An 18948-nucleotide genomic window follows, 5' to 3' on the forward strand; every position below is an offset into this window, starting at 1 on the left:
TGACGGTGCCTCACTCAGTGGTCGCCGGAGTGCCGGAGGCCTCGGCGGCGGACGGTTCCGCCTCCTCGGGGGCCAGCAGCTCGCACACGACATTCAGCAGTTGGTCGACGTCCACCGGTTTCGGGACGTAGTCGTTCGCGCCCTTGGCGATCGACTTCTCGCGGTCGCCGGGCATGGCCTTGGCGGTGAGTGCCACGATGGGAAGACCCGCCCACCGTGGCGTACCGCGGATGACAGAGATCGTCTCGTAGCCGTCCATCTCGGGCATCATGATGTCCATCAGGACGAGTTCGACATCAGGGTGGCTCTCCAGCGTCTCGATGCCCTCGCGGCCGTTCTCCGCGTACAGGACGGGCATGCCGACGCGGCCCAGCACGTGGGTGAGTGCGAAGACGTTGCGGATGTCGTCGTCGACGATCAGGACGCGGCGGCCCGGCAGGACCAGGCCCGGCCTGCCCGTCTTCCACTGCTCCAGCTTCGTCGGCGCCGGCCAGTTGTCCTCCTGTTCCGGCGGCTGCAGGGGTGCGTACGTGTCCGTGGGGTCGCCCTGCTCGGGTACGAAGGCCGACTGCGGCAGGGCGGACGGCTCCTGCCCCGGGGACAGCTCCTGCCCCGAGGGCGGCTCGTGCCCGGGGCACCGCACGGGGACGTACAGGGTGAAGGTCGAGCCCTCGCCGGGCTCGCTCTCCGCGACGATGTGGCCGCCGAGCAGCGCGGAGATCTCCCGGCTGATGGACAGGCCGAGGCCCGTGCCCCCGTACTTGCGGTTCGTCGTGCCGTCGGCCTGCTGGAACGCCTCGAAGACGACGGCGAGTTTGTCGCGCGGGATGCCGATCCCGGTGTCGGTGACGGCGAAGGCGAGCAGGTCCTCGCTGTCGACCAGCTGGGCCCCTTCGGGGGCCTTGACCAGGCGGACCCGCAGCTCGACCCGGCCCTGAGCGGTGAACTTGATCGCGTTCGACAGGAGGTTGCGCAGGATCTGCTGGAGGCGCTGTTCGTCGGAGAACATCTCGCGCGGCACGTCATCGCCGACCGACACCTCGAAGGCGAGGCCGCGGTCGAGGGTGATGGGCCGGAAGGTCGCGTGGACGTAGTCGAGGACCTTGATGAGGGGGAGCTTCTTGGGGCGTACGTCCATCCGGCCGGCCTCGATCTTCGACAGGTCGAGGATGTCGTTGATGAGCTGGAGCAGGTCCGAGCCGGAGCGGTGGATCGTCGTCGCGAACTGGACCTCCTGGTCGTTGAGATGGCCGTCCGGGTTGTCGGAGAGCAGCCGGGCCAGGATGAGCAGGGAGTTGAGCGGGGTGCGCAGCTCGTGCGACATGTTCGCCAGGAACTCCGACTTGTACTGCGAGGAGGTCGCCAACAGGGCGGCCTTCTCCTCCAGTTGAGCGTTCGAGCGCTGCAACTCGGCCTGCTGCCGCTGGAGTTCGTTCGACCGGTCCTGGAGCTGGATGGCGAGCCGCTGGGACTCGCCGAGCAGCGACTCCGTACGGGAGTTGGCGATGATGGTGTTGATGGCGACGCCGATGGTGTTCACGAACTGGTCGAAGAACGCCAGGTGGACGTCGGAGAAGCGGGAGAAGGAAGCGAGCTCGATCACGCCCAGGAGTGTGTCCTCGAAGAGGATCGGGATGATCACGACCGACGCGGGCGCCGCCTCGCCGAGCCCGCTGTTGATGTTGATGTAGTCCGGCGGCACCTCCTCCACCAGGATCCGCTTCTTCTCCAGCGCCGCCTGCCGTACGAGGCCGTGGACCGGCATCCCGCCCGTGTTGATGACCGAGGCGGAGCCCGAACCGTAACCGGCGATGTACGCGAGTCCCTTGGTGGGTACGGCCATGGGCTGCTGCGAGCCGTCGTCGTCCTCCTCCGCGAGGAAGAACGCGCCGTACTGGGCGTTCACCAGCGGCGTCAGTTCGCGCAGGATCAGGTCGGCGACCTCCATCAGGTCGCGGTGGCCCTGCATCAGCGCGGCGAGGCGGGCCAGGTTCGACTCCAGCCAGTCCTTCGCGCGCGTCGTCTCGCGCAGGTTGGCCACCATCAGGTTGATGTTGTCCTTGAGCTCGGCGACCTCGCCCTGCGCGTCGACCGTGATCGAGCGGGACATGTCGCCCGAGGTCACCGCGGAGGCGACCTCGGCGATGGCGCGGACCTGTGTGGTCAGGTTCAGCGCCAGCTCGTTCACGTTCGTCGTCAGGCGCTTCCATGTGCCGTACACGCCCTCGACCCGTGCCTGGCCGCCGAGTTGGCCCTGGGAGCCGACCTCGCGGGCGACCCGGGTCACCTCGGAGGAGAACGAGGAGAGCGTGTCGACCATCGTGTTGATGGTCGTCTTCAGTTCGAGGATCTCGCCGCGCGCGTCGACGTCGATCTTCTTGGAGAGGTCGCCCTGGGCCACGGCGGTGGCGACCTGCGCGATGTTGCGCACCTGTGAAGTCAGGTTGTCCGCCATGTAGTTGACGTTGTCGGTGAGGTCCTTCCAGACGCCCGACACGCCGTGCACGGTCGCCCGCCCGCCGAGCCGGCCGTCGGTGCCGACCTCGCGGGCGACGCGGGTCACCTCGTCGGCGAAGCCGCGCAGCTGCTCCACCATCGTGTTGACGGTGTCCTTCAGCTCCAGGATCTCGCCGCGTGCGTCGACCGAGATCTTCTTGGAGAGGTCGCCCTGGGCCACGGCCGTGGTGACTTGGGCGATATTTCGGACCTGGGAGGTCAGGTTCGACGCCATGAAGTTGACGTTGTCGGTGAGGTCCTTCCAGACCCCGGAGACACCGCGGACCTGGGCCTGGCCGCCGAGGTTGCCCTCGGTGCCGACCTCGCGGGCGACGCGGGTGACCTCGTCGGCGAAGGCGGAGAGCTGGTCGACCATCGTGTTGATCGTCGACTTGAGTTCGAGGATCTCGCCCTTCGCCTCGACGGTGATCTTCTTGCCGAGGTCGCCCTGGGCCACCGCCGTCGACACGAGCGCGATGTTGCGCACCTGCGACGTCAGGTTGTCGGCCATGAAGTTGACGTTGTCGGTGAGGTCCTTCCAGACCCCGGACACGCCGCGGACCTGGGCGCGGCCGCCCAACTGCCCTTCGGTGCCGACCTCGCGGGCCACCCGGGTCACCTCGTCGGCGAACGCGGAGAGCTGGTCGACCATCGTGTTGATCGTCGACTTGAGTTCCAGGATCTCGCCCTGGGCGTCGACCGTGATCTTCTGGCTCAGGTCGCCGTCGGCCACGGCCGTCGTGACCTGCGCGATGTTGCGGACCTGGGAGGTCAGGTTCGACGCCATGAAGTTGACGTTGTCGGTGAGGTCCTTCCAGACCCCGGAGACGCCGCGGACCTGGGCGCGGCCGCCCAACTGCCCTTCTGTGCCGACCTCGCGGGCCACCCGCGTCACTTCGTCGGCGAACGCGGAGAGCTGGTCGACCATCGTGTTCACGGTCAGCTTGAGTTCGAGCAGCTCGCCCGTCGCCTCGATCGTGACCGTACGTGTCAGATCGCCCTGCGCCACCGCCGTCGTCACGAGCGCGATGTCCCGCACCTGCGCCGTGAGCCGCGAGGCCATGGTGTTGACCGCCTCGGTCACATCGCGCCAACTCCCGGACAGGCCGGTGACCTTCGCGCGCCCGCCGAGTCTTCCCTCGGTGCCCACCTCACGGGCCACCCGGGTCACCTCGCCGGTGAACAGGGAGAGCTGGTCCACCATCTTGTTGACCGAACGCCCCAAGCGCCGTAAATCTCCCCGGAGTTGGCGGGTCCCGTCGTGCAGGTCGACACGCTGCGTGAGGTCGCCGCCCGCGACCGCCTCGAGCACCCGCGTGGCGTTCGCGGCCGGTGCGACGAGCGCGTCGATTATGGTGTTGACGTCGCCGACCCGGGTCACCCAGGCGCCCTGTCCCGGGCTCGCTTCCAGGCGCTCGTCGAGCCGGCCGTGCCGGGTGATCTCCCGCCGCACCCGCGCCAGTTCGGCGTTGAAGTGCACGCTGCGGTCGGCGAGCTGGTTGAATGTCGCGCCGAGCTCACCGACGATCCCGTCCGCCGCGATCGGTACATGCGCGAACGTGCCGTCCCGGGCAGCCGTCAGCGCGGCCAATAACGGCCGGAGATCACTCGGGCGGATGGTGTCGTCACCGTAGCCCTTCTGAGGTGCACGCATACCACTGTTCTCACTCATAGCGGCCTACTTAGGTAACTCCACGCTTATGGGCGCGGCCAGTCTGTCACTCTGTCGGTGTCGCCTGAGGCGTCTTTGCCACAACTACTCAGGAGCCGAAACGTGGGTTCCATTCCGATCCAGCGGGAGAGCGCTTTCAGCGCCCCGGACGCGCCTGACCAGCCGTCCCGGGAGCCGGTGGTCGCATGCACGTCGCTGCCCGGAAACCCGCTCGCGCCCGCGGCCGCCCGCCGCTTCCTGCGGGCCGCGTTCGTCGACTGGACGGAACTGACCGGGCTGTCGGCGGCCCTGACCCTCGACGGGCGACTCATGGACGACGCGACCGTCGTACTCAGCGAACTCGTCACCAACGCCGTCGTCCACGCCGGCACCGGCGTCGACCTGCTGTGCCGCCTGGAGGGCGCCGCCCCCGACGGCAGCGTCACCGCGGGACTCGTCGTCGAGGTCACCGACCGGCACCCGGCCCGCGCCGTCCGCAACGACCGGGCCTTCCGCTCGCCGGAGACCCCCGAGTACGGCCGCGGACTCCAACTCGTCGCGTCACTCTCCGAGTTGTGGGGCATCACCTACGGTCGCGGCGCCAAGACCGTCTGGGCCCGCATCCCCGCCGACGCCCCGACATCCGCCGCGGAGATTCCCGACACTCCGGCCGGCGTGCGCAGCCTGCAGAGGGGCTTGCGCGCCGCGGAGATCCTGGCGCCCGCGTCCCGGCGCGCCCCCCAGGACCAGGACTGGATCAACCGCGGCGCGCTCTCCTTCCTCGCCGAGGCCTCCGACCTGCTCGCGGGACAGCTCGACGAGGACATGGTCGCCGCGCTCGTCGGCCAGCTCCTCGTGCCGCGGCTCGCCGACTGGTGCGCCGTCTGGTTCTACGAGGAGGAGGGGCGCGGCCTGCCGGGCGTCGTCGAGCACGACATGCGCGGCGCGGACCCGATGCCGCTGCCCCGGCTCGCCCGCGTCTGGCACACCCACGAACACCGCACCGAGGAGCTCCGCGGGCTCCTGGAGAAGGAACCCCCGCGGCTGCCCGACCGCCTCTCCGGCGCCGTCCCCGTGCCCTGGCCCTTCGACGGGCAGGGCAGCCCGCTCACCCAGGACACGGGCTCGGCGCTCGCCTACCGGCTCTCCGCCGGCGGCCGCGCCCTCGGCATCCTGCTGATCGGACGGGCCGGGCTGCACCGCTTCCCCGACGAGGTCACCGGGCTCGTCGAGGACTTCAGCCGGCGCGTCGCCCTCGCCGTCAGCGCGGCCCGCCGCTTCACCCGGCAGGCCACCATCAGCCGCATCCTCCAGCGCGGTCTGCTGCCCACCTCCATGGCCGAGATCCCCGGCGTCAAGAGCGCCCTCGTGTACGAGCCGAAGGAGGCGGGAGGACCCGGCGGCGACTTCTACGATGTGTTCCCGGCCGGCGCCGGACGCTGGTGCTTCGCGCTCGGCGACGTCCAGGGAAAGGGCCCGGAGGCCGCCGTCGTCATCGGGCTCGTACGGCCCTGGCTGCGGCTGCTCGCACGCGAGGAGTACCAGGTCTCGCAGGTCCTCGACCGGCTCAACCGGCTGCTGCTCGACGACGCGACCGAGGCCTCCGACGCGGCGGCCCGCGCGCTCGCCGCGGCCGACGGCAGGGGCGTGCCACCGGAGGGGTCCACGTCCCGCTTCCTGTCACTCCTGTACGGGGAGCTGACGCCCACCGAGGACGGTGTGCTGTGCACCATCGCCTCCGCCGGGCACCCGCTGCCGCTGCTCATGCGGCCCGGCGGGGAGGTCGTCGCCGCGGCCTCGCCCCAGGTGCTGCTGGGCGTCGTCGACGACCCGGACTACACGAGCGAAACGTTTGTGATGCGCACCGGGGACACGCTCCTGGGCGTCACCGACGGGGTGACGGAGCGGCGCCGCGGGGCCCTCCAGTTCGACGACGGGGACGGGCTCGCGCAGGCGCTCGCCGGGTGCGCGGGCCTGACGGCGCCGCTGCTCGTCGAGCGGATCCGGCGGCTCGTGCACGCCTTCGGGGACAGCCCGCCGGACGACGACCTGGCGCTGCTGGTGCTCCAGGCGCAGTGACGGTGGTGCGGGTGGAATCCACGGAGGCGGGACAATGGGGGCATGCCTTCCGCACTTCCCGACGGTGAGCCCGTGCCCGACGACGGTTCGCTGCCCGCGTCCGCCCTGGCCGGCGCCGCCTCGCGCCCCCTCGGCTTCTACCTGCACGTCCCGTACTGCGCCACGCGCTGCGGGTACTGCGACTTCAACACGTACACGGCGACCGAGCTGCGCGGTACGGGCGGCGTGCTCGCGTCCCGCGACAACTACGCGGAGACGCTGATCGACGAGGTACGCCTGGCCCGGAAGGTGCTCGGCGACGACCCGCGCCCGGTCCGGACCGTGTTCGTCGGGGGCGGTACGCCGACGCTGCTGCCGGCCGCCGACCTCGTACGGATGCTGGGGGCGATCCGCGACGAGTTCGGGCTCGCGGACGACGCGGAGGTCACGACCGAGGCCAACCCCGAGTCGGTGGACCCGGCGTACCTGGCGGAGCTGCGGGCCGGGGGCTTCAACCGGATCTCGTTCGGGATGCAGAGCGCGCGGCAGCACGTGCTGAAGGTCCTCGACCGTACGCATACGCCGGGGCGGCCCGAGGCCTGTGTCGCGGAGGCGCGGGCGGCCGGGTTCGAGCACGTCAACCTCGACCTGATCTACGGCACGCCGGGCGAGACGGACGACGACTGGCGGGCCTCGCTGGACGCGGCGCTCGGGGCGGGTCCTGACCACGTCTCGGCGTACGCGCTGATCGTCGAGGAGGGTACGCAGCTCGCGCGGCGGATCCGGCGCGGCGAGGTGCCGATGACCGACGACGACGTGCACGCGGACCGCTATCTGATCGCCGACGAGGTGCTCGGGGCGGCGGGGTTCGACTGGTACGAGGTGTCGAACTGGGCGACGTCAGAGGCCGGGCGCTGCCTCCACAACGAGCTGTACTGGCGCGGGGCGGACTGGTGGGGGGCCGGGCCGGGCGCGCACTCGCATGTGGGCGGGGTGCGGTGGTGGAACGTCAAGCACCCGGGCGCGTACGCGGCGGCGCTCGCGGACGGGCGTTCGCCGGGGGCCGGTCGGGAGATCCTCGCGGAGGAGGACCGCCGGGTCGAGCGGATCCTCCTCGAGCTACGGCTCCTTGACGGATGCCCGCTGTCATTGCTGCGGGAAGCCGGGCTCGCGGCGGCGCGGAAGGCTTTGGCGGACGGTCTGCTGGAGGCGGAACCGTTCGCCGCGGGCCGCGCGGTACTGACGCTGCGCGGGCGGTTGCTGGCGGACGCGGTGGTCCGGGACCTGGTGGATTGACCTGGGCCGGGGTGGGCAACGCGGCGGGCAGGTTCAGGCCGGGGCCGTGACGAAGTCGATGAGTTCTTCCACGCGGCCGAGGAGTTCCGGTTCCAGGTCCTTGTACGTGTGGACCCGGGACAGGATGTGCTGCCACGCCTCACCCGTGTTGGCCACCCGCCAGCCCAGCGCCCGGCACACGCCCGTCTTCCAGTCCTGGCCGCGCGGGACGCGGGGCCACGCCTCGATGCCGACCGAGGACGGCTTCACCGCTTCCCAGATGTCGATGTAGGGGTGGCCGACGACCAGCGCGTGTTCGCTCGTCACCGATTGGGCGATGTGCCATTCCTTCGAGCCCTGAACCAGGTGGTCGACCAGGATGCCGAGGCGGGCGTCCGGGCCGGGGCTGAAGTCGGCGACGACCGCCGGGAGGTCGTCGACGCCCTCCAGGAACTCCACCGCCACGCCCTCGATGCGCAGGTCGTGGCCCCACACCCGCTCGATGAGCTCCGCGTCGTGCTTGCCCTCCACGTAGATGCGTCCCGCCCGGGCCACCCGCGCGCGGGCGCCGGGCACCGCCACCGAGCCGGACGCGCTCCGGGCGGGGCGGGTCGGGGCCGGGCCCGAGGGGCGTACGAGGGTGACGACCTTGCCGTCGATCATGAAGCCGCGCGGCTCCATCGGGAACACCCGGAGCTTGCCGAAGCGGTCCTCCAAGGTCACCGTCGGACCCTGCGCCGTCTTCTCGACCCGGATCACCGCTCCGCAGAAGCCGGTCGAGATCTCTTCGACGACGAGGTCCGGTTCGGCCGGGACCTCGGGGACCGGCTTGTTCCGCTTCCACGGGGGCGTGAGGTCGGCAGAGTACTGGCGCATCCGGCAGACGATAAGAGAACAGCGCAGGCCAGGGCTACGACACGCCGAAACGCGCTGCCAATGTGGCGCGTTGCGCGCGGACGAACTGCGCATTCACCGCCGAACCGTGCCCGGGGATGTAGACCGCGTCCTCGCCGCCCAGGTCCAGGAGTCGGTCGAGCGCCGCGGGCCAGTGATGCGGCGCCGCGTCCGGGCCCGCCTGCGGTTCGCCCGACTCCTCCACCAGGTCGCCGCAGAAGACGATCTCCGGGGCCCCCGGAACCAGTACCGCCAGGTCGTGGCCGCTGTGCGCAGGACCGATGTTCGCGAGCAGCACCGTCAGGCCGCCGCCCAGGTCGAGCGTCCACTCGCCGCACACCCGGTGCCGAGGGGTGACGAGGATGTCGACCGCCTCGGTGGCCGCCTCCGGGTCGACGCCGTGCCGCACCGCGTCCGTGCGCAGCCCCTCGGCGCCGCGCTCGAAGAGGACGTCGATGCCCACCGCCCCGTACACCTCGACGCCCGCGAACGCGGCCGTGCCGAGCACATGGTCGAAGTGCGGGTGGGTCAACGCGACATGGGTCACTCTCCGGTGCGCCCCGAGGAGCGCACGGACGTCGGCGCGCAGCCGGGCGCCTTCACGGAGTGAGGATCCGGTGTCGATCAAGAGCGCCGCGTCTTCACCCACGACGAGGCCGCTCGTGCAGTCGAGGCCGGGCAGCCGCACCCGCCCCACGTTCGGCGCGAGACCCTCCCATCCCACCGAGGACCAGTCGATACGCTGCGCGAGCTCCATACCTCGACGCTAGCGCCCTTGCCGGGCCCGTACCCACCGGCCGTACACTGAGCCGGGGACGATTGGCACTCGCCCACAGGGAGTGCCAAAGACAGGATGATCGCAACGGCTGTTTCTGGAGGTGTGCGCCGATGCTCAATGAACGCAGGCTCGAAGTGCTGCGCGCAATCGTCCAGGACTACGTCGGCACCGAGGAGCCCGTCGGCTCCAAGGCGCTCACCGAGCGGCACAAGCTCGGGGTCTCGCCGGCGACCGTGCGCAACGACATGGCGGCCCTGGAGGACGAGGGATTCATCGCCCAGCCGCACACCAGTGCGGGGCGCATCCCCACCGACAAGGGCTACCGCCTGTTCGTCGACAAGCTCACCGCCGTGAAGCCGATGGCCGCGCCCGAGCGGCGCGCCATCCAGAACTTCCTGGACGGCGCCGTCGATCTCGACGACGTCGTCGGACGCACCGTACGGCTGCTCGCGCAGCTGACGCGGCAGGTGGCGATCGTCCAGTACCCGTCCCTGACCCGGTCCACCGTGCGCCATGTCGAGCTGCTCTCGCTCGCGCCCGCCCGTCTGATGCTCGTACTGATCACGGACACCGGGCGCGTGGAGCAGCGGATGATCGACTGCCCGGCGCCGTTCGGCGAATCGTCCCTCGCGGACCTGCGGGCCCGGCTCAACAGCCGTGTCGCGGGCCGCAGGTTCGCCGACGTGCCGCAGCTGGTGCAGGACCTGCCGGAGGCCTTCGAGCAGGAGGACCGGGGCACGGTCTCCACGGTGCTCTCCACTCTTCTGGAGACACTCGTCGAGGAGACGGAGGAGCGGCTGATGATCGGCGGTACCGCCAATCTCACCCGCTTCGGACATGATTTTCCCCTCACCATCCGGCCCGTCCTGGAAGCCTTGGAGGAGCAGGTCGTGCTCCTCAAGCTCCTTGGCGAGCTGGGGGATTCGGGCATGGCCGTACGGATCGGTCACGAGAACGCCCATGAGGGACTCAACTCCACGTCCGTCGTGTCGGTCGGCTACGGTTCGGGCGGCGAGGCAGTGGCCAAGCTCGGCGTGGTCGGACCGACCCGCATGGATTACCCGGGAACGATGGGAGCAGTACGCGCAGTGGCACGTTACGTCGGACAGATCCTGGCGGAGTCGTAAGTGGCCACGGACTACTACGCCGTACTCGGCGTGCGCCGCGACGCTTCCCAGGACGAAATCAAGAAGGCCTTCCGAAGGCTGGCGCGTGAGCTTCACCCGGATGTGAATCCGGACCCGAAGACTCAGGAGCGCTTCAAGGAGATCAACGCCGCCTACGAGGTGCTCTCCGACCCGCAGAAGAAGCAGGTCTACGACCTCGGGGGCGACCCCCTGTCGCAGGCCGGCGGAGGCGGTGGGGCCGGTGGCTTCGGCGCCGGTGGGTTCGGGAACTTCTCGGACATCATGGACGCGTTCTTCGGTACGGCGTCGCAGCGCGGGCCCCGGTCCCGTACGCGGCGCGGCCAGGACGCCATGATCCGGCTCGAGGTCGAGCTCGACGAGGCGGCCTTCGGCACCACCAAGGACATCCAGGTCGACACGGCTGTGGTCTGTACGACCTGTAGCGGTGAGGGCGCCGCGCCCGGGACCTCCGCCCAGACCTGTGACATGTGTCGCGGTCGCGGTGAGGTCTCCCAGGTCACGCGGTCCTTCCTCGGCCAGGTCATGACCTCGCGGCCGTGCCCGCAGTGCCAGGGCTTCGGCACGGTCGTGCCCACTCCGTGCCCGGAGTGCGCGGGCGACGGGCGCATCCGCTCCCGTCGGACGCTGACCGTGAAGATCCCGGCCGGTGTGGACAACGGGACGCGGATCCAGCTCGCGGGTGAGGGCGAGGTCGGCCCCGGTGGCGGCCCCGCCGGTGACCTGTACGTGGAGATCCACGAACTCCCGCACCCGACGTTCCAGCGGCGCGGCGACGATCTGCACTGCACGGTCACCATCCCGATGACGGCGGCGGCCCTCGGCACGAAGGTGCCGCTGGAGACGCTCGACGGCACGGAGGAGATCGACATCCGGCCGGGCACGCAGTCCGGTCAGTCGGTTCCGCTGCACGGGCGTGGTGTCACGCATCTGCGGGGCGGCGGCCGTGGTGACCTCATCGTGCATGTCGAGGTCATGACGCCGCAGAAGTTGGACCCGGAGCAGGAGCGGGTGCTGCGGGAGCTTGCCAAGCTGCGCGGCGAGGAGCGGCCCACGGGGCAGTTCCAGCCGGGTCAGCAGGGGCTCTTCTCCCGCCTGAAGGACGCGTTCAACGGCCGTTGAGTCGGCCGTCGTAGGCAAGGTCGGCCCCCGGTGTGCGGCACCGGGGGCCGACGCGTGTCCGCGGTGCGCGGCGCCGGGTTGCCGGTCGCTGCGCCGGGGGCGGGCCCGTCGTCATGGGCGCGCGGCACCGTGGTGCCGCCTTGCCCACCCTGCCGCCCCAGGCGGCAGATTGCCCAAGGCGGGTGGCGGCACCTCGTCGGACCGACGCCCCCGGAGGGGGCGGGTGGTGGGAGGTGGGCGGGAGCCGGGTGTTTGCGTGCGCGTGTGCGGGCTTACGGACACTCCGAGTCGTGCGGCGGGTGGGCATTTCCAGCCCCTGCGGCGCTTGAGCAGCGGGGTCCGGGGTGGAGCCCCGTGACGTCGATTCGGTTGGTCGCGGGGGACGTGGCACGATGCGGGCATGTCCTCCGCACTGACCGATCTCTCCCCGCTTCCGATCGTGCAGGCCCCCATGGCGGGCGGCGCTTCACACCCCGCGTTGGTCGCCGCCGTGACCGAAGCGGGCGGCCTCGGGTTCCTCGCCGCCGGGTACAAAACGGCCGACGGGATGTACCAGGAGATCAAACAGACGCGGGCGCTGACCGCCAGGCCCTTCGGCGTCAACCTCTTCATGCCGCAGACCGAGCACGCCGACCCGGCCACCGTCGAGGTCTACCGCAACCAGCTCTCGGGCGAGGCCACCTGGTACCGCACCCCCCTCGGAGAGACCGACAACTGCGGCGACGACGGCTACGACGCCAAGCTCGCGATCCTCGTCGACGACCCCGTCTCCCTGGTCACCTTCACCTTCGGCTGCCCCCGGCGCACGGTCGTCCAGGCGCTGCAGCGCGTCGGCACGAAGGTCGGGGTCACCGTCACGACGGTGGAGGAGGCGCAGGCCGCGCAGGAGGCCGGCGCCGACCTGGTGTGCGTACAGGGGATCGAGGCCGGCGGGCATCAGGGCACGCACCGGGACAACCCCGAGGCCGACGGGAGCGGGGTCGGGCTGCTGTCGCTGATCGTGCAGGTGCGCGAGGCCGTGCAGCTGCCCATCATCGCCGCCGGCGGAATCATGCGCGGCGCCCAGATCGCCGCTGTGCTCGCGGCCGGCGCCGACTTCGCACAGCTCGGCACCGCGTTCCTGGTCACCCCGGAGTCCGGGGCACCGGAGCCGCACAAGCAGGCCATGACCAACCCGCTGTTCACCCGGACCGAACTGACCCGTGCCTTCTCCGGGCGGCCCGCCCGCGGGCTCGTCAACCGGTTCATGCGTGAGCACGGCCCGTACGCCCCCGCCGCGTACCCGCAGGTGCACTACATGACGTCGCCGCTGCGCAAGGCCGCCGCCAAGGCCGGTGACCCGCAGGGCATGGCGCTGTGGGCGGGCCAGGGGCACCGGCTCGCGCGGGAGCTCCCGGCGGGGCAGCTCGTGGAGGTCCTCGCGGCCGAACTCGACGCGGCGAAGGCCGCGTTGGCGCAGCGGGGTGCCGCCTGATGACCGCTCCCGTTTTCGTGGTCGAAGGGACAGTACCCGGCGACCGCGCGTATGTGCTCGACGGGCCCGAGGGGCGGCACGCCGTCTCCGTGAAGCGGCTGCGGGCCGGGGAGGTCATCACCCTCACCGACGGGCTCGGCTCGTGGTGCGAGGCCGTCGTCACCGGTAGCGAGGGAAAGGACCGGCTGCTCGTCGACGCGGGCCCCGTCCAGGTGGAGCCCGAGGAGCGGCCGCGGATCACCGTCGTACAGGCGCTGCCCAAGGGCGACCGGGGCGAGCTCGCCGTGGAGACCATGACCGAGACCGGCGTCGACGCGATCGTGCCGTGGGCCGCCTCCCGGTGCATCACGCAGTGGCGCGGCGACCGCGGGCTCAAGGCGCTCGGCAAGTGGCGGGCCACCGCGCGGGAGGCCGGGAAGCAGTCGCGGCGGGTGCGGTTTCCGGTCGTCGGGGAGGCCGCGACGACGAAGGAGGTCGCCGCACTGCTCGCCGGGGCAGACTTCGCGGCGGTGCTGCACGAGGACCGGGACACCCCGAGCGGGGCACTGGCTTCGGCCGAACTCCCGGACAGCGGCGAGATCGTGCTCGTCGTAGGACCCGAAGGCGGCGTGTCGCCCGAGGAGTTGAAGGTCTTCGAGGAGGCCGGGGCGCGGCCGATGCGGCTCGGCCGGAGCGTCCTGCGCACGTCGACGGCCGGTACGGCGGCGGTGGCGTTGCTGCTGGGACGTACGGGACGGTGGGGGTAGGTACCTGTCACAGGTGCCTGTCCGACGGGTGCGCCCACAGTGACTGCAACAGTGGCTGCAACCGCACTACCGAGGCTGTACGTCCGCTGGCATTCTGCCGTGCATGCGGGGATCGAGAGGGTTCAGCGGACTGGTCCTCGTCGCTGCCGTCGTCGCCACGGGCGTCGCGTGCCAGCCGATCGAGGGCGACCTCAATGTGTCCACGGTCGCGATCACCACCGACCAGACGGCCACCGACGAGCTGAACCGGCAGAACGCCAAGGTCGCCTGGCTCAGCTGCAACGGCACGTACAGCAGCAGCTCCCCGTCCGGCAGCGCCACGTCGGGCGAGGTGAAGGTCGAGTGCCGGGGGAAGACCAAGGACGGCAAGGACATCACCGTGGAGGGGTGGGTGTACGGGGTCGTCTCCGGCAAGTGCGTGCGCGGAAAGACCATCGGGCGTATCGACAACAAGGTGTGGTTCAGCGTCGGCGTGCTCGGCAACTGCGCGGCGAACGACGCCACTTCGCCCCCGCAGGAATCGCAGCAACCGGCGCCGTCCGAGGACCCGACGCCGCAGGAGCCGGCGCCGGGCGCCACGAACACGGTCACCGAGACCGTCACCGTGACGGCGCCCCCGCCGACTTACCAGGGCAAGTGATCGGACGGGCTGACGTGGGCGGCGGCCAAATTTAGGCTGGGCCGGGTGACGACTCCTGCGTACCTCCGGTTTCCGCACCTGCACGGCGAGTTGGTGGTCTTCACCGCCGAGGACGACGTGTGGGCGGCGCCCCTCGACGGCGGCCGCGCCTGGCGGATCAGCGCCGACAACATGCCCGTCGCGGGCCCCCGGCTCTCCCCGGACGGCGAGACGGTCGCCTGGACCTCGCGCCGCGACGGAGCGCCGGAGGTGCACATCGCCCCGGTGTCCGGCGGGCCCGCCAAGCGCCTGACGCACTGGGGGAGTTGGACGACCCAGGTGCGCGGCTGGACGGCCGACGGGCGGGTCCTCGCCACCACCACGCACGGCCAGGCCTCGCTGCGCCGCAGCTGGGCGCGGGCCGTGCCACTGGACGGCGGACCCGCCGAGACCCTGCCGTACGGGCCCGTGGGCGGCGTCGCGTTCGGGCCCGGGTCCCAGGTGCTGCTGCTGTCCGCGCCGATGGGGCGGGAGGCCGCCTGGTGGAAGCGGTACCGGGGCGGCACGGCGGGCAAGTTGTGGATCGACCGGTCGGGCGAAGGAGACTTCGTACGGCTGCACGCCGAGCTCGACGGGAACATCGAGTGCCCCATGTGGGTGGGGGACCGCGTCGCGTTCCTCTCCGACCACGAGGGCGTCGGCGCGCTCTACTCCTCCCTCCCCGACGGGACCGAACTGCGTCGACACAGTGGTGTTGACGGCTTCTACGCGCGGCACGCCGCCACCGACGGCGCGCGGGTCGTGTACGCAAGTGCCGGTGAACTGTGGGTCGTTGACGGCTTGGGCGAGGGGGCGGAGGCGCGCCGGCTCGACATCCGCCTCGGCGGCCAGCGCGTCGATCTGCAGCCGCGGCCCGTCGACGCCGCGAACTGGTTCGGCGCCGCGTCCCCCGACCACACCGGACGCGGCAGCGCCGTGAACGTGCGCGGCGCCGTGCACTGGGTGACCCACCGTGCGGGCCCCGCCCGCGCGCTCGCCGCCGAACCGGGCGTACGGGCCCGGCTCCCGCACACCTTCCGCGTGGACGGCGAGGAACACGTCGTGTGGGTGACGGACGCCGAGGGCGACGACGCCCTGGAGTTCGCGCCCGCCACCGGGGCCGCGCCGGGCGCCACGCCGCGCAGGCTCGGGGCGGGCCGGCTCGGCCGGGTGCTCGCCCTGACGGTGGCGCCGGACGGCGGCCGCGTCGCCGTCGCCTCGCACGACGGCCGGGTGCTGCTCGTCGAGCGGGACAGCGGTGACGTACGGGAGGTGGACCGCAGCGAGGACGGGAACGCCAGTGGGCTCGCGTTCTCGCCGGACTCGGCGTGGCTCGCCTGGTCGCACCCAGGCCCGCACGACCTGCGCCAGCTCAAGCTCGCCAACGCCACCGACCTGTCCGTCAGCGAGGCGACCCCGCTGCGCTTCCGGGACTACGCGCCCGCGTTCACGCTCGACGGCAAGCACCTGGCGTTCCTGTCGGCGCGCTCCTTCGACCCGGTCTACGACGAGCACGCCTTCGACCTCGCGTTCGTCAGCGGCTCGCGGCCGCACCTGATCACGCTGGCCGCGACGACCCCGTCCCCGTTCGGGCCGCAGCGGCACGGCCGCCCCTTCGACACCCCCGACAAGGACGAGACGCCCGACAGCGAGGGCGCGCCCGCGACCCGGGTCGACCTGGAGGGCCTGCTCGACCGCATCGTGCCGTTCCCTGTGGAGGCCGCGCGCTACTCCACGCTGCGGACGGCCAAGGACGGCGTGCTGTGGCTGCGGCACCCGGTGCGCGGCGTGCTCGGCGACTCCCGGGCCGGTCTCGACGCGCCGGAGCCGAAGAGCAGCCTGGAACGCTACGACCTGGCCCAGCAGCGCATCGAGGAGATCGGCGCCGACGCCGACCACTTCGAGGTCACGGGCGACGGCAAGCGGGTGCTGCTGTGGACCGGCGAGGTCCTGAAGGTGGTCCCCAGCGACCGGCGGCCCGCGCACGACGACGACAGCGACACGAACATCACCGTCGACCTCTCCCGTGTCAGCCAGATCGTCGACCCGGCGGCCGAGTGGCGGCAGATGTACGACGAGGCCGGGCGCCTCATGCGGGACAACTTCTGGCGCGCCGACATGAACGGGGTGGACTGGGACGGGGTGCTGGAGCGGTACCGGCCGGTGCTAGACCGGCTCGCCACGCACGACGACCTGGTCGACCTGCTGTGGGAGGTGCAGGGTGAGCTGGGGACCTCGCACGCGTATGTGACGCCGAGGGGCGGTCGGGGGTCCTCCGCGCGCCGGCAGGGGCTGCTCGGGTCCGACATCTCCCGTCACGAGGACGGCAGTTGGGTCGTCGACCGGGTGCTGCCCTCCGAGACCTCCGATCCGCGCGCCCGTTCCCCGCTCACCGCGCCCGGTGTCGCGGTGCGCGCCGGGGACGCGATCGTGGCGGTGGGTGGGCGGCCGGTCGATCCGGTGACCGGGCCCGCGCCGCTGCTGGTCGGCACCGCCGACAAGCCGGTCGAGCTGACGGTCTCGCCGGCCGGTGGCGGCGACCCGCGGCACGTCACCGTCGTGCCGCTCGACGACGAGGAACCCCTGCGCTACCACGCGTGGGTCGCGGACCGGCGGGCGTACGTGCACGAGCAGTCGGGCGGGCGGCTCGGTTACCTCCACGTCCCGGACATGCAGGCGCCGGGCTGGGCCCAGATCCACCGGGACCTGAGCGTGGAGGTGGCGCGGGAGGGGCTTGTCGTGGACGTCCGGGAGAACCGGGGCGGGCACACGTCGCAGCTCGTCGTGGAGAAGTTGGCGCGGCGGGTGGTGGGCTGGGATGTACCGCGGGGCAGCCGCCCGTTCACGTATCCGATGGACGCGCCGCGCGGTCCTGTCGTGGCGGTGGCCAACGAGTTCTCCGGCTCGGACGGCGACATCGTCAACGCGGCGATCAAGGCGCTCGGGATCGGGCCGGTGGTGGGTGTACGTACGTGGGGTGGCGTCATCGGCATCGACAGCCGGTACCGGCTCGTCGACGGGACGTTGGTCACGCAGCCGAAGTATGCGACGTGGATGGAGGGTTACGGGTGGGGGCTCGAGAACCACGGGGTGGATCCCGACGTGGAGGTGGTGATGGCCCCGCAGGACGCGGCGGCGGGGCGTGACCCGCAACTGGACGAGGCGGTGCGCATCGCGCTGGCGGCGCTGGAGGAGAACCCGGCCAGGTCCGCACCCACGCTGCCGCGCCCGTCTGCGCAGTAGTGGTTACGCCCACGGGGCTCCGCCCCGGACCCCGCTGCTCAATCGCCGCAGGGGCTTAAGGATCAGGCCCGTCTGATCGATACGATGCCGACGTACCCACACACCAGCACCGAGGGGACCGAAATGGCCGGGGAACCGCAGGCGGACTGCCTGTTCTGCAAGATTGTCGCGGGGGACGTCCCCGCCACACTGGTCCGCGAGACGGAGTCCACCGTCGCGTTCCGGGACATCAACCCCCAGGCGCCCACCCACGTCCTGGTCATCCCCCGTGTCCACCACCCGGACGCCGCCTCCCTCGCCGCCGCCGAACCGGCCATCGCCGCGGACGTGCTGCGCGAGGCCGGCGAGGTCGCCAAGGAGGAGAAGCTGGACAGCTACCGGATCGTGTTCAACACCGGCAGCGGCGCGGGCCAGACCGTCTTCCACGCGCACGCCCACGTGCTGGGCGGCCGCGGCCTCCAGTGGCCCCCCGGATAACCCATGTCCGTAAGGGAATTCGTCGTGCTCGGCACCGCCAGCCAGGTGCCGACCCGGCAGCGCAACCACAACGGCTATCTGCTCCGCTGGGACAGCGAGGGCATCCTCTTCGATCCCGGCGAGGGCACCCAGCGGCAGATGCTGCGCGCCGGCGTGGCCGCGCACGACCTGAACCGGATCTGCGTCACGCACTTCCACGGCGACCACTCCCTCGGCCTCGCGGGCGTCATCCAGCGGATCAACCTCGACCGGGTGCCGCACCCGGTGACCGCGCACTACCCGGCGTCCGGGCAGCGGTTCTTCGACCGGCTGCGCTACTCCACCGCGTACCGGGAGACCGTCGACATCGCGGAGGAACCGGTGGCCGGGGAGGGCGCGGTGCTCGCGGACACCCCCGCGTACCGCCTCGAAGCACGGCGTCTTTCGCACCCCGTCGAGTCGTACGGCTACCGCCTCGTCGAGCCCGACGGGCGCCGCATGCTGCCCGAGCGGCTCGCCGCGCACGGCATCAAGGGGCCCGACGTCGGGCGGCTGCAGAAGGAGGGCGCCCTCGCGGGTGTCACGCTCGACGAGGTGAGCGAGGTGCGGCGCGGGCAGCGCGTCGCGTTCGTGATGGACACCCGGCTGTGCGAGGGCGTGGAGGTGCTCGCCGAGGGCTGCGATCTGCTCGTCATCGAGTCGACTTTCCTCGATGAGGATCATCAACTCGCCGGCGATCACGGGCACTTGACCGCTGGGCAGGCCGCCCGCGTCGCCCGGGACGCCGGTGTGCGGCACCTCGTCCTCACCCACTTCAGCCAGCGCTACACCGACCCGGCGGAGTTCGCGCGGCAGGCCCGCGCCGCCGGGTTCGACGGGGAGCTGACGGTCGCCCGCGACCTGGACCGCGTCCCCGTACCGAAGCGTCGCTGAGCCAAGGCATCCGGCCCTG

Annotated in this window: 13 protein-coding genes; 10 read left to right on the plus strand and 3 right to left on the minus strand. The window is 71.6% G+C overall.

Going from position 1 to position 18948, the window contains the following annotated elements:
- Positions 1-10: 10 nt before the first annotated feature.
- A complete protein-coding gene (locus ACOKM3_RS27460; protein ID WP_426903690.1) occupies positions 11-4168 on the minus strand; it encodes a HAMP domain-containing protein in 4158 nt (1385 codons plus the stop codon).
- A 102-nt stretch (positions 4169-4270) separates the two neighbouring features.
- Between ACOKM3_RS27460 and ACOKM3_RS27465 the strand changes: the two genes are divergently transcribed.
- Both ACOKM3_RS27465 and hemW read left to right on the plus strand, forming a co-directional pair.
- Positions 4271-6226 (plus strand): SpoIIE family protein phosphatase, encoded by a 1956-nt coding sequence (locus ACOKM3_RS27465; protein ID WP_426903691.1) that lies wholly within the window; start codon positions 4271-4273, stop codon positions 6224-6226.
- Positions 6227-6268: 42 nt separating this feature from the next.
- A complete protein-coding gene (gene hemW / locus ACOKM3_RS27470; RefSeq protein WP_426903692.1) occupies positions 6269-7501 on the plus strand; it encodes a radical SAM family heme chaperone HemW in 1233 nt (410 codons plus the stop codon).
- Positions 7502-7534: 33 nt separating this feature from the next.
- On the opposite strand, the gene ACOKM3_RS27475 is transcribed toward hemW, so the two are convergent.
- Together ACOKM3_RS27475 and ACOKM3_RS27480 are read right to left on the minus strand one after the other, a co-directional pair.
- Positions 7535-8356: a DUF3097 domain-containing protein gene (locus ACOKM3_RS27475; protein ID WP_426903693.1), complete on the minus strand. Its 822-nt coding sequence runs from the start codon at positions 8354-8356 to the stop codon at positions 7535-7537.
- Positions 8357-8390: 34 nt separating this feature from the next.
- Positions 8391-9131 (minus strand): MBL fold metallo-hydrolase, encoded by a 741-nt coding sequence (locus tag ACOKM3_RS27480; RefSeq protein ID WP_426903694.1) that lies wholly within the window; start codon positions 9129-9131, stop codon positions 8391-8393.
- 131 nt (positions 9132-9262) lie between these two features.
- Between ACOKM3_RS27480 and hrcA the strand changes: the two genes are divergently transcribed.
- The 8 genes from hrcA to ACOKM3_RS27520 all read left to right on the plus strand — a co-directional run bounded on the left by hrcA (position 9263) and on the right by ACOKM3_RS27520 (position 18929).
- Entirely contained in the window at positions 9263-10279 is a 1017-nt protein-coding gene (hrcA, locus tag ACOKM3_RS27485; protein WP_422407266.1) for a heat-inducible transcriptional repressor HrcA, read from the plus strand.
- A complete protein-coding gene (gene dnaJ / locus ACOKM3_RS27490) occupies positions 10280-11419 on the plus strand; it encodes a molecular chaperone DnaJ (protein ID WP_385757015.1) in 1140 nt (379 codons plus the stop codon).
- A gap of 400 nt (positions 11420-11819) precedes the next feature.
- Positions 11820-12893 (plus strand): nitronate monooxygenase, encoded by a 1074-nt coding sequence (locus ACOKM3_RS27495; protein ID WP_426903695.1) that lies wholly within the window; start codon positions 11820-11822, stop codon positions 12891-12893.
- Positions 12893-13639 (plus strand): 16S rRNA (uracil(1498)-N(3))-methyltransferase, encoded by a 747-nt coding sequence (locus tag ACOKM3_RS27500; RefSeq protein WP_426903696.1) that lies wholly within the window; start codon positions 12893-12895, stop codon positions 13637-13639. Before ACOKM3_RS27495 ends, ACOKM3_RS27500 begins: the two co-directional genes overlap by 1 nt.
- A gap of 103 nt (positions 13640-13742) precedes the next feature.
- Entirely contained in the window at positions 13743-14279 is a 537-nt protein-coding gene (locus tag ACOKM3_RS27505) for a hypothetical protein (RefSeq protein WP_426903697.1), read from the plus strand.
- A gap of 45 nt (positions 14280-14324) precedes the next feature.
- Complete coding sequence (locus tag ACOKM3_RS27510) at positions 14325-17540, plus strand: S41 family peptidase (RefSeq protein WP_426903698.1); 3216 nt, start codon at positions 14325-14327, stop codon at positions 17538-17540.
- 123 nt (positions 17541-17663) lie between these two features.
- Positions 17664-18017: a histidine triad nucleotide-binding protein gene (locus ACOKM3_RS27515; protein ID WP_426906912.1), complete on the plus strand. Its 354-nt coding sequence runs from the start codon at positions 17664-17666 to the stop codon at positions 18015-18017.
- 3 nt (positions 18018-18020) lie between these two features.
- A complete protein-coding gene (locus ACOKM3_RS27520) occupies positions 18021-18929 on the plus strand; it encodes a ribonuclease Z (protein ID WP_426903699.1) in 909 nt (302 codons plus the stop codon).
- The last annotated feature ends 19 nt before the right edge of the window (positions 18930-18948 follow it).

Source organism: Streptomyces nidicola, assembly GCF_050106155.1.
Lineage (GTDB): Bacteria > Actinomycetota > Actinomycetes > Streptomycetales > Streptomycetaceae > Streptomyces.